Origin of the sequence: Nocardia sp. NPDC050718 (assembly GCF_040654235.1) — a bacterium.
In the GTDB taxonomy this organism is placed as follows: domain Bacteria; phylum Actinomycetota; class Actinomycetes; order Mycobacteriales; family Mycobacteriaceae; genus Nocardia.
In genome coordinates this window covers 31,862-46,361 of the sequence record NZ_JBFAHQ010000012.1, presented here as the reverse complement: position 1 = coordinate 46,361, position 14,500 = coordinate 31,862, and the positions used below count along the sequence as shown (strand labels likewise).

13 protein-coding genes and 1 pseudogene are annotated in these 14,500 nt (G+C 69.3%); 8 read left to right on the top strand and 6 right to left on the bottom strand.

The genetic code is table 11. The annotated features are described in order from the left end of the window. Positions 1–28 precede the first annotated feature (28 nt). On the top strand, positions 29–1,645 hold the full coding sequence (locus AB0H54_RS32270) for an MFS transporter (protein ID WP_357350648.1): 1,617 nt from the start codon (positions 29–31) through the stop codon (positions 1,643–1,645). Positions 1,646–1,693: 48 nt separating this feature from the next. After that, the gene (locus AB0H54_RS32265) at positions 1,694–2,017 is read left to right on the top strand and encodes a hypothetical protein (protein WP_357350646.1); all 324 of its coding nucleotides are present in this window, start codon (positions 1,694–1,696) and stop codon (positions 2,015–2,017) included. Here AB0H54_RS32265 and AB0H54_RS32260 read toward each other — a convergent pair. Together AB0H54_RS32260 and AB0H54_RS32255 are read right to left on the bottom strand one after the other, a co-directional pair. Then, positions 1,998–3,395: an amidohydrolase family protein gene (locus AB0H54_RS32260; RefSeq protein ID WP_357350644.1), complete on the bottom strand. Its 1,398-nt coding sequence runs from the start codon at positions 3,393–3,395 to the stop codon at positions 1,998–2,000. The genes AB0H54_RS32265 and AB0H54_RS32260 overlap by 20 nt on opposite strands. Next, positions 3,392–4,681 carry a CoA transferase gene (locus AB0H54_RS32255; RefSeq protein WP_357350642.1) on the bottom strand — a complete coding sequence of 430 codons (1,290 nt, stop codon included), beginning with the start codon at positions 4,679–4,681 and terminating at the stop codon, positions 3,392–3,394. The genes AB0H54_RS32260 and AB0H54_RS32255 overlap by 4 nt, the downstream gene beginning before the upstream one ends. Positions 4,682–4,732: 51 nt before the next feature. Here AB0H54_RS32255 and AB0H54_RS32250 point away from each other — a divergent pair, with 51 nt between their 5' ends. Beyond that, entirely contained in the window at positions 4,733–5,794 is a 1,062-nt protein-coding gene (locus AB0H54_RS32250; protein WP_357350640.1) for an enoyl-CoA hydratase/isomerase family protein, read from the top strand. A gap of 42 nt (positions 5,795–5,836) precedes the next feature. Here the strand turns inward: AB0H54_RS32250 and AB0H54_RS32245 are convergent, their stop codons facing one another. The 4 genes and pseudogenes from AB0H54_RS32245 to AB0H54_RS32230 all read right to left on the bottom strand — a co-directional run bounded on the left by AB0H54_RS32245 (position 5,837) and on the right by AB0H54_RS32230 (position 9,066). Then, the gene (locus AB0H54_RS32245) at positions 5,837–6,994 is read right to left on the bottom strand and encodes a phosphotransferase (protein WP_357350638.1); all 1,158 of its coding nucleotides are present in this window, start codon (positions 6,992–6,994) and stop codon (positions 5,837–5,839) included. Next, on the bottom strand, positions 6,991–7,413 hold the full coding sequence (locus AB0H54_RS32240) for a hypothetical protein (protein WP_357350636.1): 423 nt from the start codon (positions 7,411–7,413) through the stop codon (positions 6,991–6,993). Before AB0H54_RS32240 ends, AB0H54_RS32245 begins: the two co-directional genes overlap by 4 nt. Before the next feature lie 27 nt (positions 7,414–7,440). After that, positions 7,441–8,117: pseudogene (locus AB0H54_RS32235) on the bottom strand (hypothetical protein). Between the two features lie 340 nt (positions 8,118–8,457). Next, on the bottom strand, positions 8,458–9,066 hold the full coding sequence (locus AB0H54_RS32230; RefSeq protein WP_357350634.1) for a TetR family transcriptional regulator: 609 nt from the start codon (positions 9,064–9,066) through the stop codon (positions 8,458–8,460). 351 nt (positions 9,067–9,417) lie between these two features. On the opposite strand from AB0H54_RS32230, the gene AB0H54_RS32225 reads away from it, so the two are divergent. From AB0H54_RS32225 to AB0H54_RS32205, 5 genes are all read left to right on the top strand, one after another. Further along, on the top strand, positions 9,418–10,215 hold the full coding sequence (locus AB0H54_RS32225) for an SDR family oxidoreductase (RefSeq protein ID WP_357350632.1): 798 nt from the start codon (positions 9,418–9,420) through the stop codon (positions 10,213–10,215). A 299-nt stretch (positions 10,216–10,514) separates the two neighbouring features. Beyond that, on the top strand, positions 10,515–11,342 hold the full coding sequence (locus AB0H54_RS32220) for an ABC transporter permease (protein ID WP_357350630.1): 828 nt from the start codon (positions 10,515–10,517) through the stop codon (positions 11,340–11,342). A gap of 32 nt (positions 11,343–11,374) precedes the next feature. Further along, the gene (locus AB0H54_RS32215) at positions 11,375–12,196 is read left to right on the top strand and encodes an ABC transporter permease (protein WP_355278407.1); all 822 of its coding nucleotides are present in this window, start codon (positions 11,375–11,377) and stop codon (positions 12,194–12,196) included. Between the two features lie 10 nt (positions 12,197–12,206). Then, on the top strand, positions 12,207–13,463 hold the full coding sequence (locus AB0H54_RS32210; RefSeq protein ID WP_357350766.1) for an MCE family protein: 1,257 nt from the start codon (positions 12,207–12,209) through the stop codon (positions 13,461–13,463). After that, complete coding sequence (locus AB0H54_RS32205) at positions 13,460–14,497, top strand: MlaD family protein (protein WP_357350628.1); 1,038 nt, start codon at positions 13,460–13,462, stop codon at positions 14,495–14,497. The genes AB0H54_RS32210 and AB0H54_RS32205 overlap by 4 nt, the downstream gene beginning before the upstream one ends. Positions 14,498–14,500: the final 3 nt, after the last annotated feature.

Genomic DNA, 14,500 nt, shown 5'->3' with positions numbered 1-14,500 from the left:
GATTCGACAGAGCATCGTGGAGGGTCGGATGACAGGGAATCTCGACTCGAAAAGGCTCGGCGCCGGCCGGGTCTGGGCGCTGCTCGTGGCCTGCCTCGCGGTCGGGCTCGTGATCGCGGGCATGGTCGCGCTCTACGGAGCCCTGCCGAGCATCGCCACCGCGACCGGCGCCTCGCAGCAGCAATTGACCTGGATCACCGATTCCTACACCCTCGCACTGGCCTGCCTGGTGCTGCCGGGTGGCGCCCTCGGCGATCGGTACGGGCGCCGCCGGATGATGGTGGCGGGCTTGATCGTCCTGGCCGCCGGTTCGCTGATCCCGCTGGTGGTGTCGGGCCCGGTCTGGCTCATCGCCGCGCGTGCGGTCACCGGTGCCGGGGCAGCGCTGGTCATGCCGTCGACCCTGTCGTTGCTGACCGCGGAGTTTCCCGCGTCGCGCCGTGGGCTGGCGGTCGGAATCTGGGCGGCGGCGGTGGCCTGCGGTGGCGCGATCGGACTGCTGGGTGCGGGCGCCCTGCTGATGTGGTGGTCGTGGACGGCCATTCTCGTGGCGATGGCCGGTGCCGGCCTGATTCTGGCCGTGGCCGCGTGCACGGTGGCCGAATCCGTCGAGGAGTCGCGACTCCGGTTCGACACGGCCGGTGCGGTGGTCGGGGCGGTGGCCATCGGCTCGGTGGTGTTCGCGGCGTCGGAGGTGCCGTTGGTCGGGTGGAGCGATCCCCTCGTGCTCGTTCTCCTCGCGGTCGGTCTCGGCGCGACTGCGTTGTTCGTCGCGGTGGAATTGCGGGCCGACGCGCCGATGCTGGATGTGCGGCTCTTCGCCGACCGGCGGTTCGGTTCCGGAGCGTTCACCATCACGGCCCAGTTCCTCGTGGTGTTCGGCGTTTTCATGCTGGTCGTGCAGTACCTGCAGCTGGTGCTCGGGTACGGCCCGCTGGGTGCGGCACTGGCGGTGGCGCCGATCATGGTTCCCCTCATGCTGGTCTCGCCGGTCGCCCCCTGGCTGTCGGAGCGCGTCGGGTTGCGCGCCATGATGGCGTCGGGACTGGCTGTCACCGCGGTGGGCATGTTCGGTCTGGCCCGGCTGTCGGTAGGCAGCGGGTACGTCGAATTGCTGTGGGCGTTGGTCGTGATCGGCTTCGGTATCGCGCTGTCCGCGACACCGGCCACGGCGGCCATCGTCGGCGCGGTGCCGACGCACAAACACGGCGTCGCCGCGGCTGTCAACGATGCGACCCGTGAGGTGGGCGCGGCGATCGGGATCGCGGTCGTCGGGAGCCTGCTCGCGGCCGGGTACCGGGAGCGGATCGGCCCGGTGGTGGCGGCACTGCCGCCGGAGTTGCGCGCGCCGGTGGCGGCCTCGCCTGCCGCGGCGCTGGAGGCGGCCGGGGTCTTCGGGCCCGCGGCGCGTCCGCTCGTCGAGCAGATCGAGGAGGCGTTCGTCCACGGGTCGGGCGCGGCGGCCACGGTGCTGGGGACCGGAGTGCTCGCCGCGGCTGTGGTCACGGTCTTCTGGGCGCCCGGCCGAGTGCGCTCCGCCGCAACCGATTCCGGGGTGGACGAGCAGGCATCCGAGTCCACCCCGGACGACACGCCGGTTGTGGCCACCGGGAAAAGGGCCGAGACGGGCACCTCGCTGAACTAATTACTGTAAGGGCGACAGTAATTGGTCCGCGCGAGAGGATGGTGCTCGATGGTCGAGCGCAACGGCGCCGGAACCGGCTCGCCTCGGTTTCCCGGTACGGATGTCGACGAGCCCGTTCTCGGTGATCTGATCGGCACCACGACCCACGACCTGCTGGACTACTTCGAGAAGTGCCCGTCGTGCGGATACGCGGCGCAGGCGTCGGTCACTACGCGCGCCTTTTCCCGGGGTGTCCTGGAGCGCAGGTTCTTTCGCACCTGTGGCCTGCCCTGCGGTTGGCACGCCTCGACCGCCGAGATCGTCGACGCGGTGCCGCTGACACACGGCCGCGGGGTGGGGCGGCGGGCGGTGGTTACGTCGCAGCCCGGGTGAGGAACGTCCGGCGGACCACGTCGGCCGAGCCGACAGCGAGCCCGCCGCGCAGCGGTTCATGGAGCAGCACGAGGTCGGCGGGAGCGCCCGGCTGGACGCGCCGGGGCGGGCCGCCGGGATCGTCCAGCGGCGCGAGGTAGGCATCGAGTGCCTGTGTGGGGGAGAGACATTCCTCCGGGCCGAGGACCTCGCCCGTTTCCGGGCGGCGGTGGACGGCGGCCGCGATGACGGCCCAGGGATCCATAGGGCCGTACGGTGCGTCACTCGACAGCGCGACACCCACACCGGCGTCGAGCAGGGTGCGACAGCGGTAGAGATCGGCCAGGTCGTCGTCGGCGAGGTGGTCGCGGTAGTAGCTGCCGCGCTGAGCGAGAAATCCGGGCTGGGTGACCACGCGCACGCCCCGGCTCGCGAGGGTGTCGATGATGTCGGCAGGCACGATGGCCGCGTGCTCGATGCGGTCTCCGGGAAACGACCCGGCGACGTCCAGCGCGGCCATCAGCAGGACCAGCGCCTCGCGGGTCACGCAGTGGACCGCGACAGCGCGGCGGTCCGCGTGCGCGGCGCGGACGCGCGCGACGAGGTCGTCGAACAGCGGGAGTCCGGAATCGGCCAGCACGATCTTGTAGGGTCCGGCGCCGACGCGACCGGGGTACTCCCATGCGCCGCCGAGTGGGGCGCCCAGCAGCGAAACCCGTTGGGGTAGAGCGCCGTCGGCCACGGCGGAGATCAGCGCCGCGTGCGATCGGTCGGACAGGTCCGGCGTGGCGTCGGTGACCCCGGTGATCCCGAATCCCGTGAGGGTCGCACCCACCCCGTCGAGCCGCGGCGGCCCGGTGCGCGGCAGCCGGGTGCGCAGCCACGGGTCCGCCCGCCAGATCCGGCCGGTCGGAAGCCCGTCGGTGCCGCATTCGACGCCCGGATGCGCGGGGCCGCTGATTCCCGCGGCGGCGAGGGCGGCGGAGTTCAGGATCCACATCGCGCCGCTGCGATGCTGAATGCGGACAGGGCGCGCGGAATACAGCGCGTCCAGTGCCGCTGCGTCGAGATCGCCCGCGACGGTGTCGACGTAGCCGGTGCCGCGCACCCAGCCGTGTTCGTCACCGGGCGCGGCTGCCAACGCCGTCGCGAGGGCGGCGCGGTCCCGGACCGTGGGTGGTCCGCACGCCGTGGAGGTCGCGTCGGCGGCAATGGCGTGCAGATGCAGGTGATGGTCGTGGAGACCGGGGATCAGCGCACCGCCGTGTGCGTCGATCACCTCCGCGGCATCTCGGGCGGACAGGTTCCGGCCGAGCTGATCCACGCGTCCGTCGCGGAGCCGCACATCCAGATCGGGGACGCCGTCGACCTCGGCGTGCCGGATCACGATGACGGTCACGGGACCGGAATCCGGAGGGAGCCGAGCACTCCGGCGGTGTCGGCGCCGGATTCCGGTGCGGGACCGGCCGGTGCCCGGGGAGTGGGGTCGGCCACCGGCACCGGGCCCTCCTCGGTGTCGGCGATCCACTGCTCGCCGTCGCGCCGGAGGTGTGCGGCCGGTTCGTCGGTCAGGGTCGCCGTGACGACGTCGGTCATCGAGAGGTCCCAGAGCACGCCGGATCCGTCGGCAGGCGCCGAGGCCGCGAGCGCGGCGGCGGTGATCCCGGTCAGCGGGTCCGCGATCGCGTCACCGACGAACACCGGTGTGTTCGTGTCGATGTCGTGGGCGAGCAGACCCGCGGTCGCGGCGATGTCGTCGCCGAAACCCACCCGGTGCGAGGATCGGCCCGCCGCCGTGATCGACAGCCAGGAGGTCCCGCGCGCGACCGCGCGGGCGGCGTCGAGGCCGAAACCGGCCAGCGCCCTGGGCCGGGAGGACTCGATGACGATGTCGGCCGCGTCGACGAGCGCGGCCAGCGCGCGTCTGCCACCCGGTTCCCCGGGATCGAGCACCACAGACTCGTGGCCGTGGTGCAGCAGCGCGTAGAACTCGGGATTGCCCCGCCGCGCGCCGTCCGGGCGGTGAGGCGTTTCGACCTTGACGACGCGGGCACCGGCCAGCCCGAGTAGATGCGCGCAGAGCGGACCCGCCCACAGTGCGCTGAAATCCACGACGAGGAGTCCGGCGACCGGGCGAGCTGTCATCCCGGGCCATGGCGTTGCAGCGGGCGGGCGAAGGTCGGAGGTAACCGGGAGCCCCGGGACTGTGCGGTCGGCGCGGGTGCGGACGGGACCTGCCGCGAGACCGAGCAGTTCGGCGTGATCGCCCAGCTCGGTGCCGGGATGCTCGCGGGCCCAGCGCGTCAGCGCGGGCCAGGGATCCGCGCCGTCGAGGTTCACGCCGACGAGCGCGCCGATGAGGTCGGCGTCGCCGGGCCGGGCACACGACACCGCGGCCCAGCCGTCGGCGGTGCGCAGCAGTCGGCAATGGCGGCCCGCCGAGACTGCGCCACCGCGGCGTAGCCCGGTGATCGCGGCGCGTTCGCCGAGCAGGCGCGCGCCGTCGAGCCCGATCGATGTCCCGGTAGCGGTAGCGAGGACGGAGATCAGCTCCCGAGCGTGCGTCGCTGCCCGCCCGGGCGGCATCAGCACGGGCCCGTCGGGCCGTCCGGTCAGCGCGACCACACCACTGTCGGACCAGTCCACCACCGGTGAACCGGACTGGGACGAGCGGGTGAAAGGCACAGCTCGATACTAGGGCGAAGGACACGACAGCCGCCGTGCCACGATGGGCCGGTGAGCCGATATGTGAGCGACCCGGCGCCGGTGGACTTCGAACTCGATCTCGACGCGGACGGAACGCCGGTACAGCCACTGCTGGTCCTGCCGCTGGACGACTGGGCCGACGCGTCGCCCGCCCGGATCGCCGACACGGCGGCCCTGCTATCGGGTTCGCTGTGCCTCACCGTCGGCGTCCTGCGCGGTGCGGCCCCGCCCGCGGTGTCCCCGCTCCTGGACGCGCTGACCCTGACCTTGAGCGACGGTCCGGAGGCATCCCGCCAGGTCGTGACCCATCCCGATCCCGACGCGGCCGTACGGCAGCTCGAGGAAGCGACGCGACACAATCCGCGGGCGAGCGTGGCGTTGGGCAGGCTCCTGCGCCAGACCGGCGTCGCGGACACCACTGTCGCGCTGAGTAGCGAAGCCGCGGTGTACTCGATGCTGCTGGCGGGCACCGAGTTCCGGACCTGGCTACGTGGCCGGGGCGGTCCGCGTCCGGTGACCTTCCCCGACCGCCCACTGGTGCGTTTCGACCGGTCCGGCGCGGAGCTCGCGCTCGTTCTCGATCATGCCGAACGTCGCAACGCCTTGAGCGCGCGCCTGCGCGAGGAACTCCTCGAGGTGCTGCGCTTGGCCGAACTCGACCCCGCGATCGAGCGGGTGCGGATAGCCGGGGCGGGTCCGGTGTTCTGTAGTGGCGGCGATCTCGACGAGTTCGGGACCGCCACCGACGTCGTCGCCGCCTACGAGGTCCGGCTCGAGCGCGCGCCGTGGCGCATCATCGACCGGCTGCGCGATCGGACCGTCGTGCACGTCCAGGGTGCGTGCATCGGCGCGGGCATCGAGATGGCGGCCTTCGCCGGACGGCTCGTCGCCGCGCCGGGCACCCGGTTCCGGTTGCCCGAGATCGCGATGGGACTGGTCCCCGGCGCCGGGGGCACGGTGAGCATCCCCCGGCGGATCGGGCGTTGGCGTGCGGCCTGGATGATGCTCACCGGCGACCCCATCGATACCGCGACGGCGTTGGGGTGGAACCTGATCGACGACGTCGGCACGGACTCGCGAGCCCAGCCCTGACCGATCCGCCTCACCTGATTCCGCTGGTTCGGGACGGCGAGGTCACCGGCCGTCCACGAGCGCGGTCAGCACACGGAAACTGTCGTGCGCTTCGACCGCCGCGACCGCGCGGCGGACACCTTCCCTGGACACCTCCAGCGGCTGCATCCGCGCACCGGCCTCGGCGGTGCACACCGCGGCCAGGAACCAGTCGGTGGTCGCTGCCCGATACAGCGTCCACAGCCGCGCACCGTCGACCGCGATTCCCGCGGTGACGAGCCGGTCCGCATACCGCTGGACCAGTGCTTGCTCGATCGTGCGCAGCAAGGCCGGATCCACCGACGACGTCAGGAAATACGCGACATCGCGGATTCCGGCACCGGCGGACGCGATCTGCCAATCGAGAAACCCCGGCACGTCGTTCTCGAAGAACAGGTTGCCCAGGTGTGGGTCGCCGTGGAGCAGGGTCTGTGGCAGGCTCGCCCACAAGGTATCCATCTCGGCGCTGCGGAGATAGAAGATCCGGCAAGCCCGCGCGACCGCTTCAGGGATCATGTCGGCGGTGTGCCCCTTGATGTTTCGCAGCAGGAGCCTGCGGATCATCGTCCCCAGGTGCGTCTCGAACGCCGGGCGGTGGGCGAGGGGAGCGAGGTCACCCGCGAAGCGGTCGCTGTTCCAGAACGCCGAGTGCAGGTCGGCCATCGCGTCGACGACTGCCTCGGCTTCGGCTCGGCTCACCGTGTCGACGACGGTCCGGAACCGTGCGGTCGCGGTGAGATCCTCGAGCACCAGCGCGAAACGCGACCGCCGTGGATCCGACTCCGCCGCATGGCATCGCGGGATCCGCACCGGTCGGTCCTCGCCCAGCGCCCGATAGGCGAGGACCTCCTTCTCGGCCAGCCCGAACAGATCGAGCAGGACATGCTGCGGATAGTCGCTCGGCGGCAGCTTCACGAACAGGCGGTCGGGAATGCTGTCGTCGTCGGCATCGACACCGATGCGGGCCCTGGCCGCGGTGCCGGAATGGCTGTCGAGGACGGTGATCGCCCGGATCGACCCCACGGGTTTGCCGAGCGCGGTGGCCAGCCACGCCGGTGTGATGTCGGTGAGCTGCGAGGGCACCCGCGAAGCACCGGGGGACCTGCGATTGCGGGCCGTGCGCACCGCCCGGCGCGTGCCCTCGACGAGGACACGCGCCGGATGCGGTATCTGCGGACTCACCGACCGGCCCGCTCGGCCTGTTGCCGGGCGACGCGCTCGTCGTGGTGTCGCACCAGTTCGCGGAAGCCGATGCGTTCCCACCCGGGTTTGGGCTGCACTCCCCACTCGTCGCGGGCGGTGGTCTGCCCGGCGCCCTCGGCCTGGCCGCCCAGCGGCGGCGCGTTGAACGCCGCGGGGTATTCACAGGTCAGCGAGTCGTCGGAATAGCGGACCTTGATCATCTCGTCACAGATCTCGTGCAGCGACAAGGTCGGCCACCCGTACCAGAGAGCCAGCGCGGGCACCGTGAACGCGCCCTCGATGACGAGGGCGAACAGACACACGAAGATGCCGCGTTTGAGGAACTTGTGCATGCGGGCGAACGTCGGGGTGGTGCCGAGCGGAAGATCCTGTCCGGCACCGGATTCTGAGTCGGTCATGAGTTGCTCCTGATAGCGGGGGCCGGTTCAGTCGGAGAAGATCTCGCGATTCACGGTGTGCAGGTAGGGGATCGCCAGGAACGGCGTGATGTAGAAGATGTCGTAGACCACCAGCCGATGACCGGCAGCACGACACTGTCGAACCGGATGTCGGCGTAGACGGTCATGTTCACGATGTAGCCGACCCAGATGACCACGCCGAACCAGCAGGTCACCGTCAGCCACTGGTGTCCCCACCGTTTCATCTGCAGGAACGCGATCGCGGCGGCGACGCGCATCGGGAACACGACGAGGATGCACGCGATCTCCCAGCCCTTCTCGCCCGGCGCGCCCGATCCGCCGACCCAGAGTTCGTTGTAGTGCCACCAGTAGCCGCCGTCGAAGAAGTTGCCCCAGGCGGTGAAGAACACGCGGGTGATCAGGGTGTGGCTGGCGCCGATGTCGAGGGCCCAGCCGACCGTGTTGAGGAAGGCGTCCAGGATGACGAGATAGCCGATCAGGGTGACGATCACGGGCCGCACGGAGAGCCCCGATCGCTGGGCTCTGCGCTGGAGCAAGACCCCGCGCAGGAACAGTGGCAGGCCAAAGATCCCGAGGACATAGGTGCCCATCAGCGCGGTGCCCGCGGTGAGCCAGCGATCGGCGCGCCGCTGCGCGAGCCTGCTGTCCTCGTGGTGCTGGTCGAAGGTGACGGTTGCGGTCATGGCGGTCCCTACCAGTCGCTGTTCATGTACATCTGCATCTGGATCAGGAACATCGTCAGCAGGAAGCCGTAAATGGCGATCTGGAAGACGATCAGCGCACGTTTGCGCCGGCGGTCTTGTTCGTTCACGGGAACTCTCTTCTTCTAAGGTCCGCGCGGGCAAGGGGTTACCGCGCGGTGCGGCGGAATGCGCCGGTGCTTCGTCAGAAGGTGCCGATGTTGTTCATGACCCAGTACCAGAAGGCGATGATCAGCAGCATCGCTCCCCAGGTGAGGATCAGTCGGACGATATCGAGCAGCATGCTGGGCTCTCTCTGTCTGTCGGTGCGGCCGGTGCGTCCTCATCGGGGCTCCAGGCTGCGCAGTGTGGTGGTGAGGTAGCTGTCGAGTACGGACTGCCGCAGGGCTTTCGTGCCGGTGGTCGAGGTCAGCAGGCCGTAGAGGCCGAGCAGGAAGAACATCGCGCTGTGGTGCGGCTCGACGGCGTTCTGTACCTCGCCCCGCTCTCCGCCGCGGGTGATTTCCTCGGTCAGCACGATGATCAGCGGATGCTCACGCCAGCTCTCGTCGACCGGCCGCGTCGGCGAGAAGTGCATGGCGAGAAGATCTCTGAACAGCAGGCTGCCCAGCTGTCGCTCCAGCTCGGTGACCAGCCGGACGGTCCTGACTAAGGTGTCGCGCAGATCGGGGGATCGGCGCCGGAATCGTTCCAGCGCACGGGCGATGCGGAACTCTTCTCGCTGCTCGAGTTCGAGCAGCACATGCTCCTTGGTGGGGAAGTGGAAGTAGAAGGTGCCGCGTGCGACACCGGCGGACTCGGCGATGGCGTTGATGTCGGCATCGGCCACGCCGGTCTGCTTCAGTTCGGCGATGGCCGCGTCGAACACCCGCTGCCGTGTGTGCAGCCGCCGGGCCTGTCGGCCTTGGTGCTGCTCCGGGGTTGTACTCATGGCTGGGTTCTAACCCTTGCCCTCGACCGCTGTCAACGTGTGGAGCGGTGTGCTGATGTTGACAGATGTCAGTGAAAAATGTCAACGAACTCGTACGTAAACCGCTGTGGCCAGCGGTATCTCGAGTGTCGAAGGGTGCCGGCGAGTGCGGCCCGTCAGGAATCGGGGTGACGGTGTCCCGGGGTGTATCCCCGCAGCGTGCGGCCGTCGCCGGGCAAATGCCGGAGAACTCTTCACGATCCTTACTGGATGCTTTACAGTAACGGCGAATAGGAGGCCGGTGAGCCTGTCTGTCGGCCACGATATCGAGGTCGCGCCCCGGGGATCTCCTTGATACGAAGCGGGTGCGGTATGGATCTGGGGTTGCGCGACGCGGCCACGGTCGTGGTCGGCGGTAGCCGGGGTATGGGGCTGGCGACCGCGCGATGTCTGGCGCAGGAGGGCGCGCGGGTCGCGGTGGTCGGACGCTCCGCCGCCGATGTCGAGGCGGCCGCCGACGAGCTCGTCCGCTCGGGGAGTGCGGACGCGGTCGGTCTCGTCGCCGACGTACGCGATGTCGAGCAGGTGGCGGCGGTGTTCGGGCAACTGGGTGAGCGCTGGGACGGCACGCTCAACGCGCTGATCAACACGGTCGGGCCGGATGTGCGCGGCACCGTGGAAGAGCTGACCGGCGAGCAGTGGCACGAGGCCCTCGATCACGGAGTCCTGCCCGTGGTGCACTGCGTCAACGCGGCGCTGCCGCTGCTGCGCCGGGCGTCGTGGGGGAGGATTGTGAACTTCTCCGCGCACTCGACGCAGCGTCAATCCGTGTCGCTGGCGGCCTACACGGCCGCCAAAGCCATGGTCACCAGCGTGTCGAAGAATCTGTCGCTGCTGCTCGCGCCGGAGGAGATCCTGGTCAATGTCGTCTCGCCCGGCACCTTCGTGACGCCGGCCCTGCTCGGCTGGGCTCGTTCGGTCGGCATCGAGAGTGCGGACCCCTACCGGCTGATGGCGGCCATCGGTGAGCACTACGGGCATCCCGCGCAACTGCCGCGGGCCGGCCTGCCCGACGAGATCGGTCCGGTCGTCGCCTTTCTCGCCTCCCGGCGCAACTCCTACATGACCGGCGCCAACATCAATGTCGACGGCGGTTCGGACTTCGTCTGAAATGCTGTTGTAGATCCAACTGTAAGTGATACAGTATCGTCCTGTAGATCCTGGTGCGGCCCGGCTGGACGCGCAGCGGAGATCGTCGGCGCGCCAGTAACCGTGCCGAAGTACACATCGATGGGCCGACGTTGACCGACGGCGGCCGACCTGCTGATCGAATTACTCGCTTTTCCCGGGTGATTCGGCGTGTCCCCACGATTCGTCAGGAATGCCGGATGTCGAAAAAATCCAATTCTGTCGGCGCACTCGGTGATTCCGGGCGAACGCGATACGGAAACACTGAGCAGCCCTACTCGATGCCGGCCAGCCGGGCAGTCGGCTCCTGGTTCCGTGGATACCTCGACCGGCACCCCGGCGTCGCGCTCGGCACCGTCGGTGGACAATTCGTCCTCGGGGTGCGCACCGTGCAGTTCCTGATCACCGATATCCTCACCGGCCGGTTCGCGGTCCGCGAAGCCGTGGATCAGGCCGCCTTCATGGCATCGGCCGCGGTGCTGCCGACCATCTTCGTCGCCCTGCCCATCGGCGTCACCCTGTCCATCCAGTTCGGATTGCTGGCAGGTCAGGTGGGTGCGACCTCGCTGGCAGGCGCCGCCAGCGGCCTGGCTGTCATCCGGCAAGGCGCCCCGATGGTGGCCGCGTTGCTGATGGCGGCGGCGGTCGGTTCCGCGATCTGCGCGGACCTCGGCTCCCGCAAGATCCGCGAGGAACTCGACGCCATGGAGATCATGGGTGTCTCGGTCATCCGGCGCATGGTCGTCCCGCGGTTCGCCGCCGCTGTCCTCATCGGCGTCTCACTCACGGGCGTGGTCTGTTTCGTCGGTTTCGTGGCCGGCTACGTCTTCAATGTCTTCGCGCAGGACGGCGCGCCGGGCAGTTTCGTGGCCACCTTCGCGTCGTTCGCCACCGTCGGCGACCTCGTCCTGACTTTGATCAAAGCCGTGGTGTACGGCGCGATCGTCGCGATCGTCGCCTGTCACAAGGGACTCACGACCGAGGGTGGGTCGGCGGGCGTCGCGAATTCGGTGAATTCCACGGTGGTTTCGTCGATCCTGCTGTTGATGATCGTGAATGTTCTGTTCACGCAGATATTCATGATGCTGTTCCCGCGGCAGGGGTTGTAATGGCGTCGACCTACTACCCGCCCGGAATACGGATGGCGGCCGTGCTCCTGAAGGAAATCGGCATCGTGTTCATGCGGCTCGGCCACATGCTCACCTTCTTCGTCCGGGCCGTGCTCGCCATTCCGGTGATGCTGCGCAACTATCGTGCGGAATTCCTGCGGACCCTGTCGGATATCGCCTGGGGGAACGGCTCGATCGTCGTCGGCGGCGGTACCGCGGGCGTCATCATCGTGCTGGGCGCCGCGGGTGGCGCGATCGTGGGGCTCGAGGGATACAACGCCTTGCACCTGCTGGGGATGGAACCGGCGATCGGGCTGGTCGCCTCGACCGCCTCGACCAGGGAACTGGCCCCGATCATGGCCTCGCTGGCCTTCGCCGCGCAGGCCGGGTGCCGATTCACCGCGCAGCTGGGGGCGATGGGGATCTCCGAGGAGATCGATGCGATGGAGTCCATGGCCATCCGGTCGATTCCCTACCTGGTGAGCACCAAACTGCTGGCCTCGGTCGTGGCGATCGTGCCGCTGTACCTGGTCTGTCTGGCGATGAACTACCTGGCGGTCGAATTCGTGGTCGGCGCGGCGGGCGGGCTGTCGCTCGGCACGTACCACCACTACTTCCAGCTCGTGCTCAGCGGACCCGACATCGTCTATTCGCTGGGCAAGGCCATCGTGTTCGTCCTGCTGACCACCACGATCCAGTGCTACTACGGCTACTACGCCGCCGGCGGCCCGCAGGGTGTCGGCATCGCGGCAGGCCGGGCCATGCGCGCCGCGATCTCGGTGATGATCGTCGTCAATCTGCTGCTGACCGTGGCCCTGTGGGGTATCGGCACCAGCGCCCGGCTGGGAGGGTGAGCTACCGGTGATGTTCGACAAGGACGGGCGTGGACCCTCCCTGTTCTGGCTGTTGGTCCGGGGCGTCGTGCTCGCCGCTCTCGTGGCGGGCGGGGTCACCGCGGTCGTGCTGAAATCGTCGGGAACGTTCGACGAGAAGACCGAAGTCGTCGCGGTGCTCCAGCACGTCGGCGACGGCCTGCCACCGCGCTCCGACGTCAAGTTTCGTGGAGTCCTCATCGGGACCGTCGCCCAGGTGTCACCCGGGTCCGAGGGGCGCCCAAGCCGGGCGCTGCTGGAACTCGATCCCGCGCGGATCGACGATGTCCCGAGTACCGTCACCGCGCGGGTGGTCCCGGGCAATGTCTTCGCGGTCTCCTCGGTCCAGCTGGTCGACAACGGGCCGGGCAGGCCGCTGCGGGCCGGTGACGCGATCGAGCAGGACGACAGCCTGTCGACCGTGCAATTGCAGACGGCGCTGACCAAACTGCGCGCCATCGTCGCCGCCTCCGCCCGGATCGGCTCCAGCGACACCGTCGGCGTGCTGGCGGCGGTGGCCAAGGCCACCGATCGGCGCGGTGGCGACCTGGTCGCGGCGGGCGCTGCGCTCGAACGGATCACCGCCGGGTTGTCCGCGCAGATCGCACCGCCGGGGGAACCGTCGACGATCGCGGCGCTCACCGCCTCGGTGCAGGGCCTGGCCGACGCCGCCCCCGATCTGCTGGACGCGCTGCATCATTCGGTGATCCCGATGCAGACGGTGGTCACCCAGGAGGCGGCTCTGCGCGATGTCCTCACCGCGGGTGCCGCGACCTTGTCGACGGTCGGCGGTGGGCTCGGCGCCCACGTCGACGAGATGGTCACCGCGACCGATCAGCTGACGCCGGTCCTGGACGTCTTCGCCGCGGGCAGTTCACATTTCGGCCCGATCGCGGGACGGATCAAGAAGCTGTCCGACGTGTGGTTCGCCGAGTTCTGGAACGAGCGGACCCAGACCGGGACCGGAAAGTTCCAGATCCGGCTGAGCGCCGACACGCCCTACACCCGTGCCGACTGCCCGCGCTACGGCGACCTGGCCGGTCCCAGCTGCTCGACCGCACCGGAATCGGCCACCGCGCAACCACTACCCGCCTCGCTGGACCCGCGTTCCCTTCCGAAACCGGTGCTCGCCCCGGAACTACAGGACCTGATCGGCCGCGTGCTCGGCGGTGACGCCAATGCCGCCGAACAGGTTCTCGCCCAACTGCTCACCACCGGAATCCCCGGAACAGGAGGTGTCCCGCGATGAAGTCCCGTCGCTCGGTCGTCGGACTCGGCATGTTTCTCGTCGTCGCGTTCGCGCTCATCTGGATGACGTTCGTGACGCTGCACCGCGGCGTCGACGGCACGACCAGGTCGTACTCGGCGATCTTCACCGATGCCACCGGCCTGCGTTCCGGTGACGACGTCCGCATGGCGGGTGTGCGGGTCGGCCGGGTCGACGCCGTCGAACTCGACGGCACCCTGGCCCGGGTGCGCTTCCGGGTCGCGGTCGAGCAGCACCTGTACGCCGACACCACCGCCGCGATCACCTACCAGAACGTGATCGGCCAGCGCTATCTCGGCCTGTCCCGCCCGGCGGCCGGGCCCGCCGCCGAATTGTCCGGCGGCGCACAGATTCCGGTGGAGCGCACCGAGCCCTCGTTCGACCTGTCCGGCCTGCTCAACGGATTCGAGCCGTTGTTCAGCGGCCTGGACCCGCAGCAGGTGGACAACGTCACCGCCGCGCTGGTGCGGGCCCTGCAGGGCGACGCGGGATCGTTGACCACGCTCATCGCCCAGATGTCCACGCTCGCCCAGTCACTCGCGGGTCCCGATCAGGTACTGGGCTCGGTGATCGTCAACCTCGACCAGGTGGTAGCCCACCTCGACACCCGCCGCGCGGAGTTCGGCACCCTGCTGAGCCGGACCCGCGCCATCGTCGACGGGCTGGCCCGCCACCGCGCCGAGCTGATGACAACCCTGACCGAGGCGTCCGGGGTCGCCGACCGGATGGCGACCGTCGTCGCCCAGGACCGGCCCGCCCTGGAACGGCTGCTGACCCGGGAGCCGGGCTTCACCCGGCACTTCGAGCAGAACAAGGATCAGTTCGCCTATCTGGGCTTCAACCTCCCGGTGCTGCTGAAGGGAATCGCCCGGGTGAGTCAGGAGGGCGCGAACATGAATGTCTACCTGTGCAATCTCGGCTTCACCGCTGTCCCCGCGCTGTCGGATCTCGTGCCCGCGATCGTCCGCTACGCGACCCCGTCCGGCACCGTCCAGCAATCGCCGATGTGTAGGTGAACC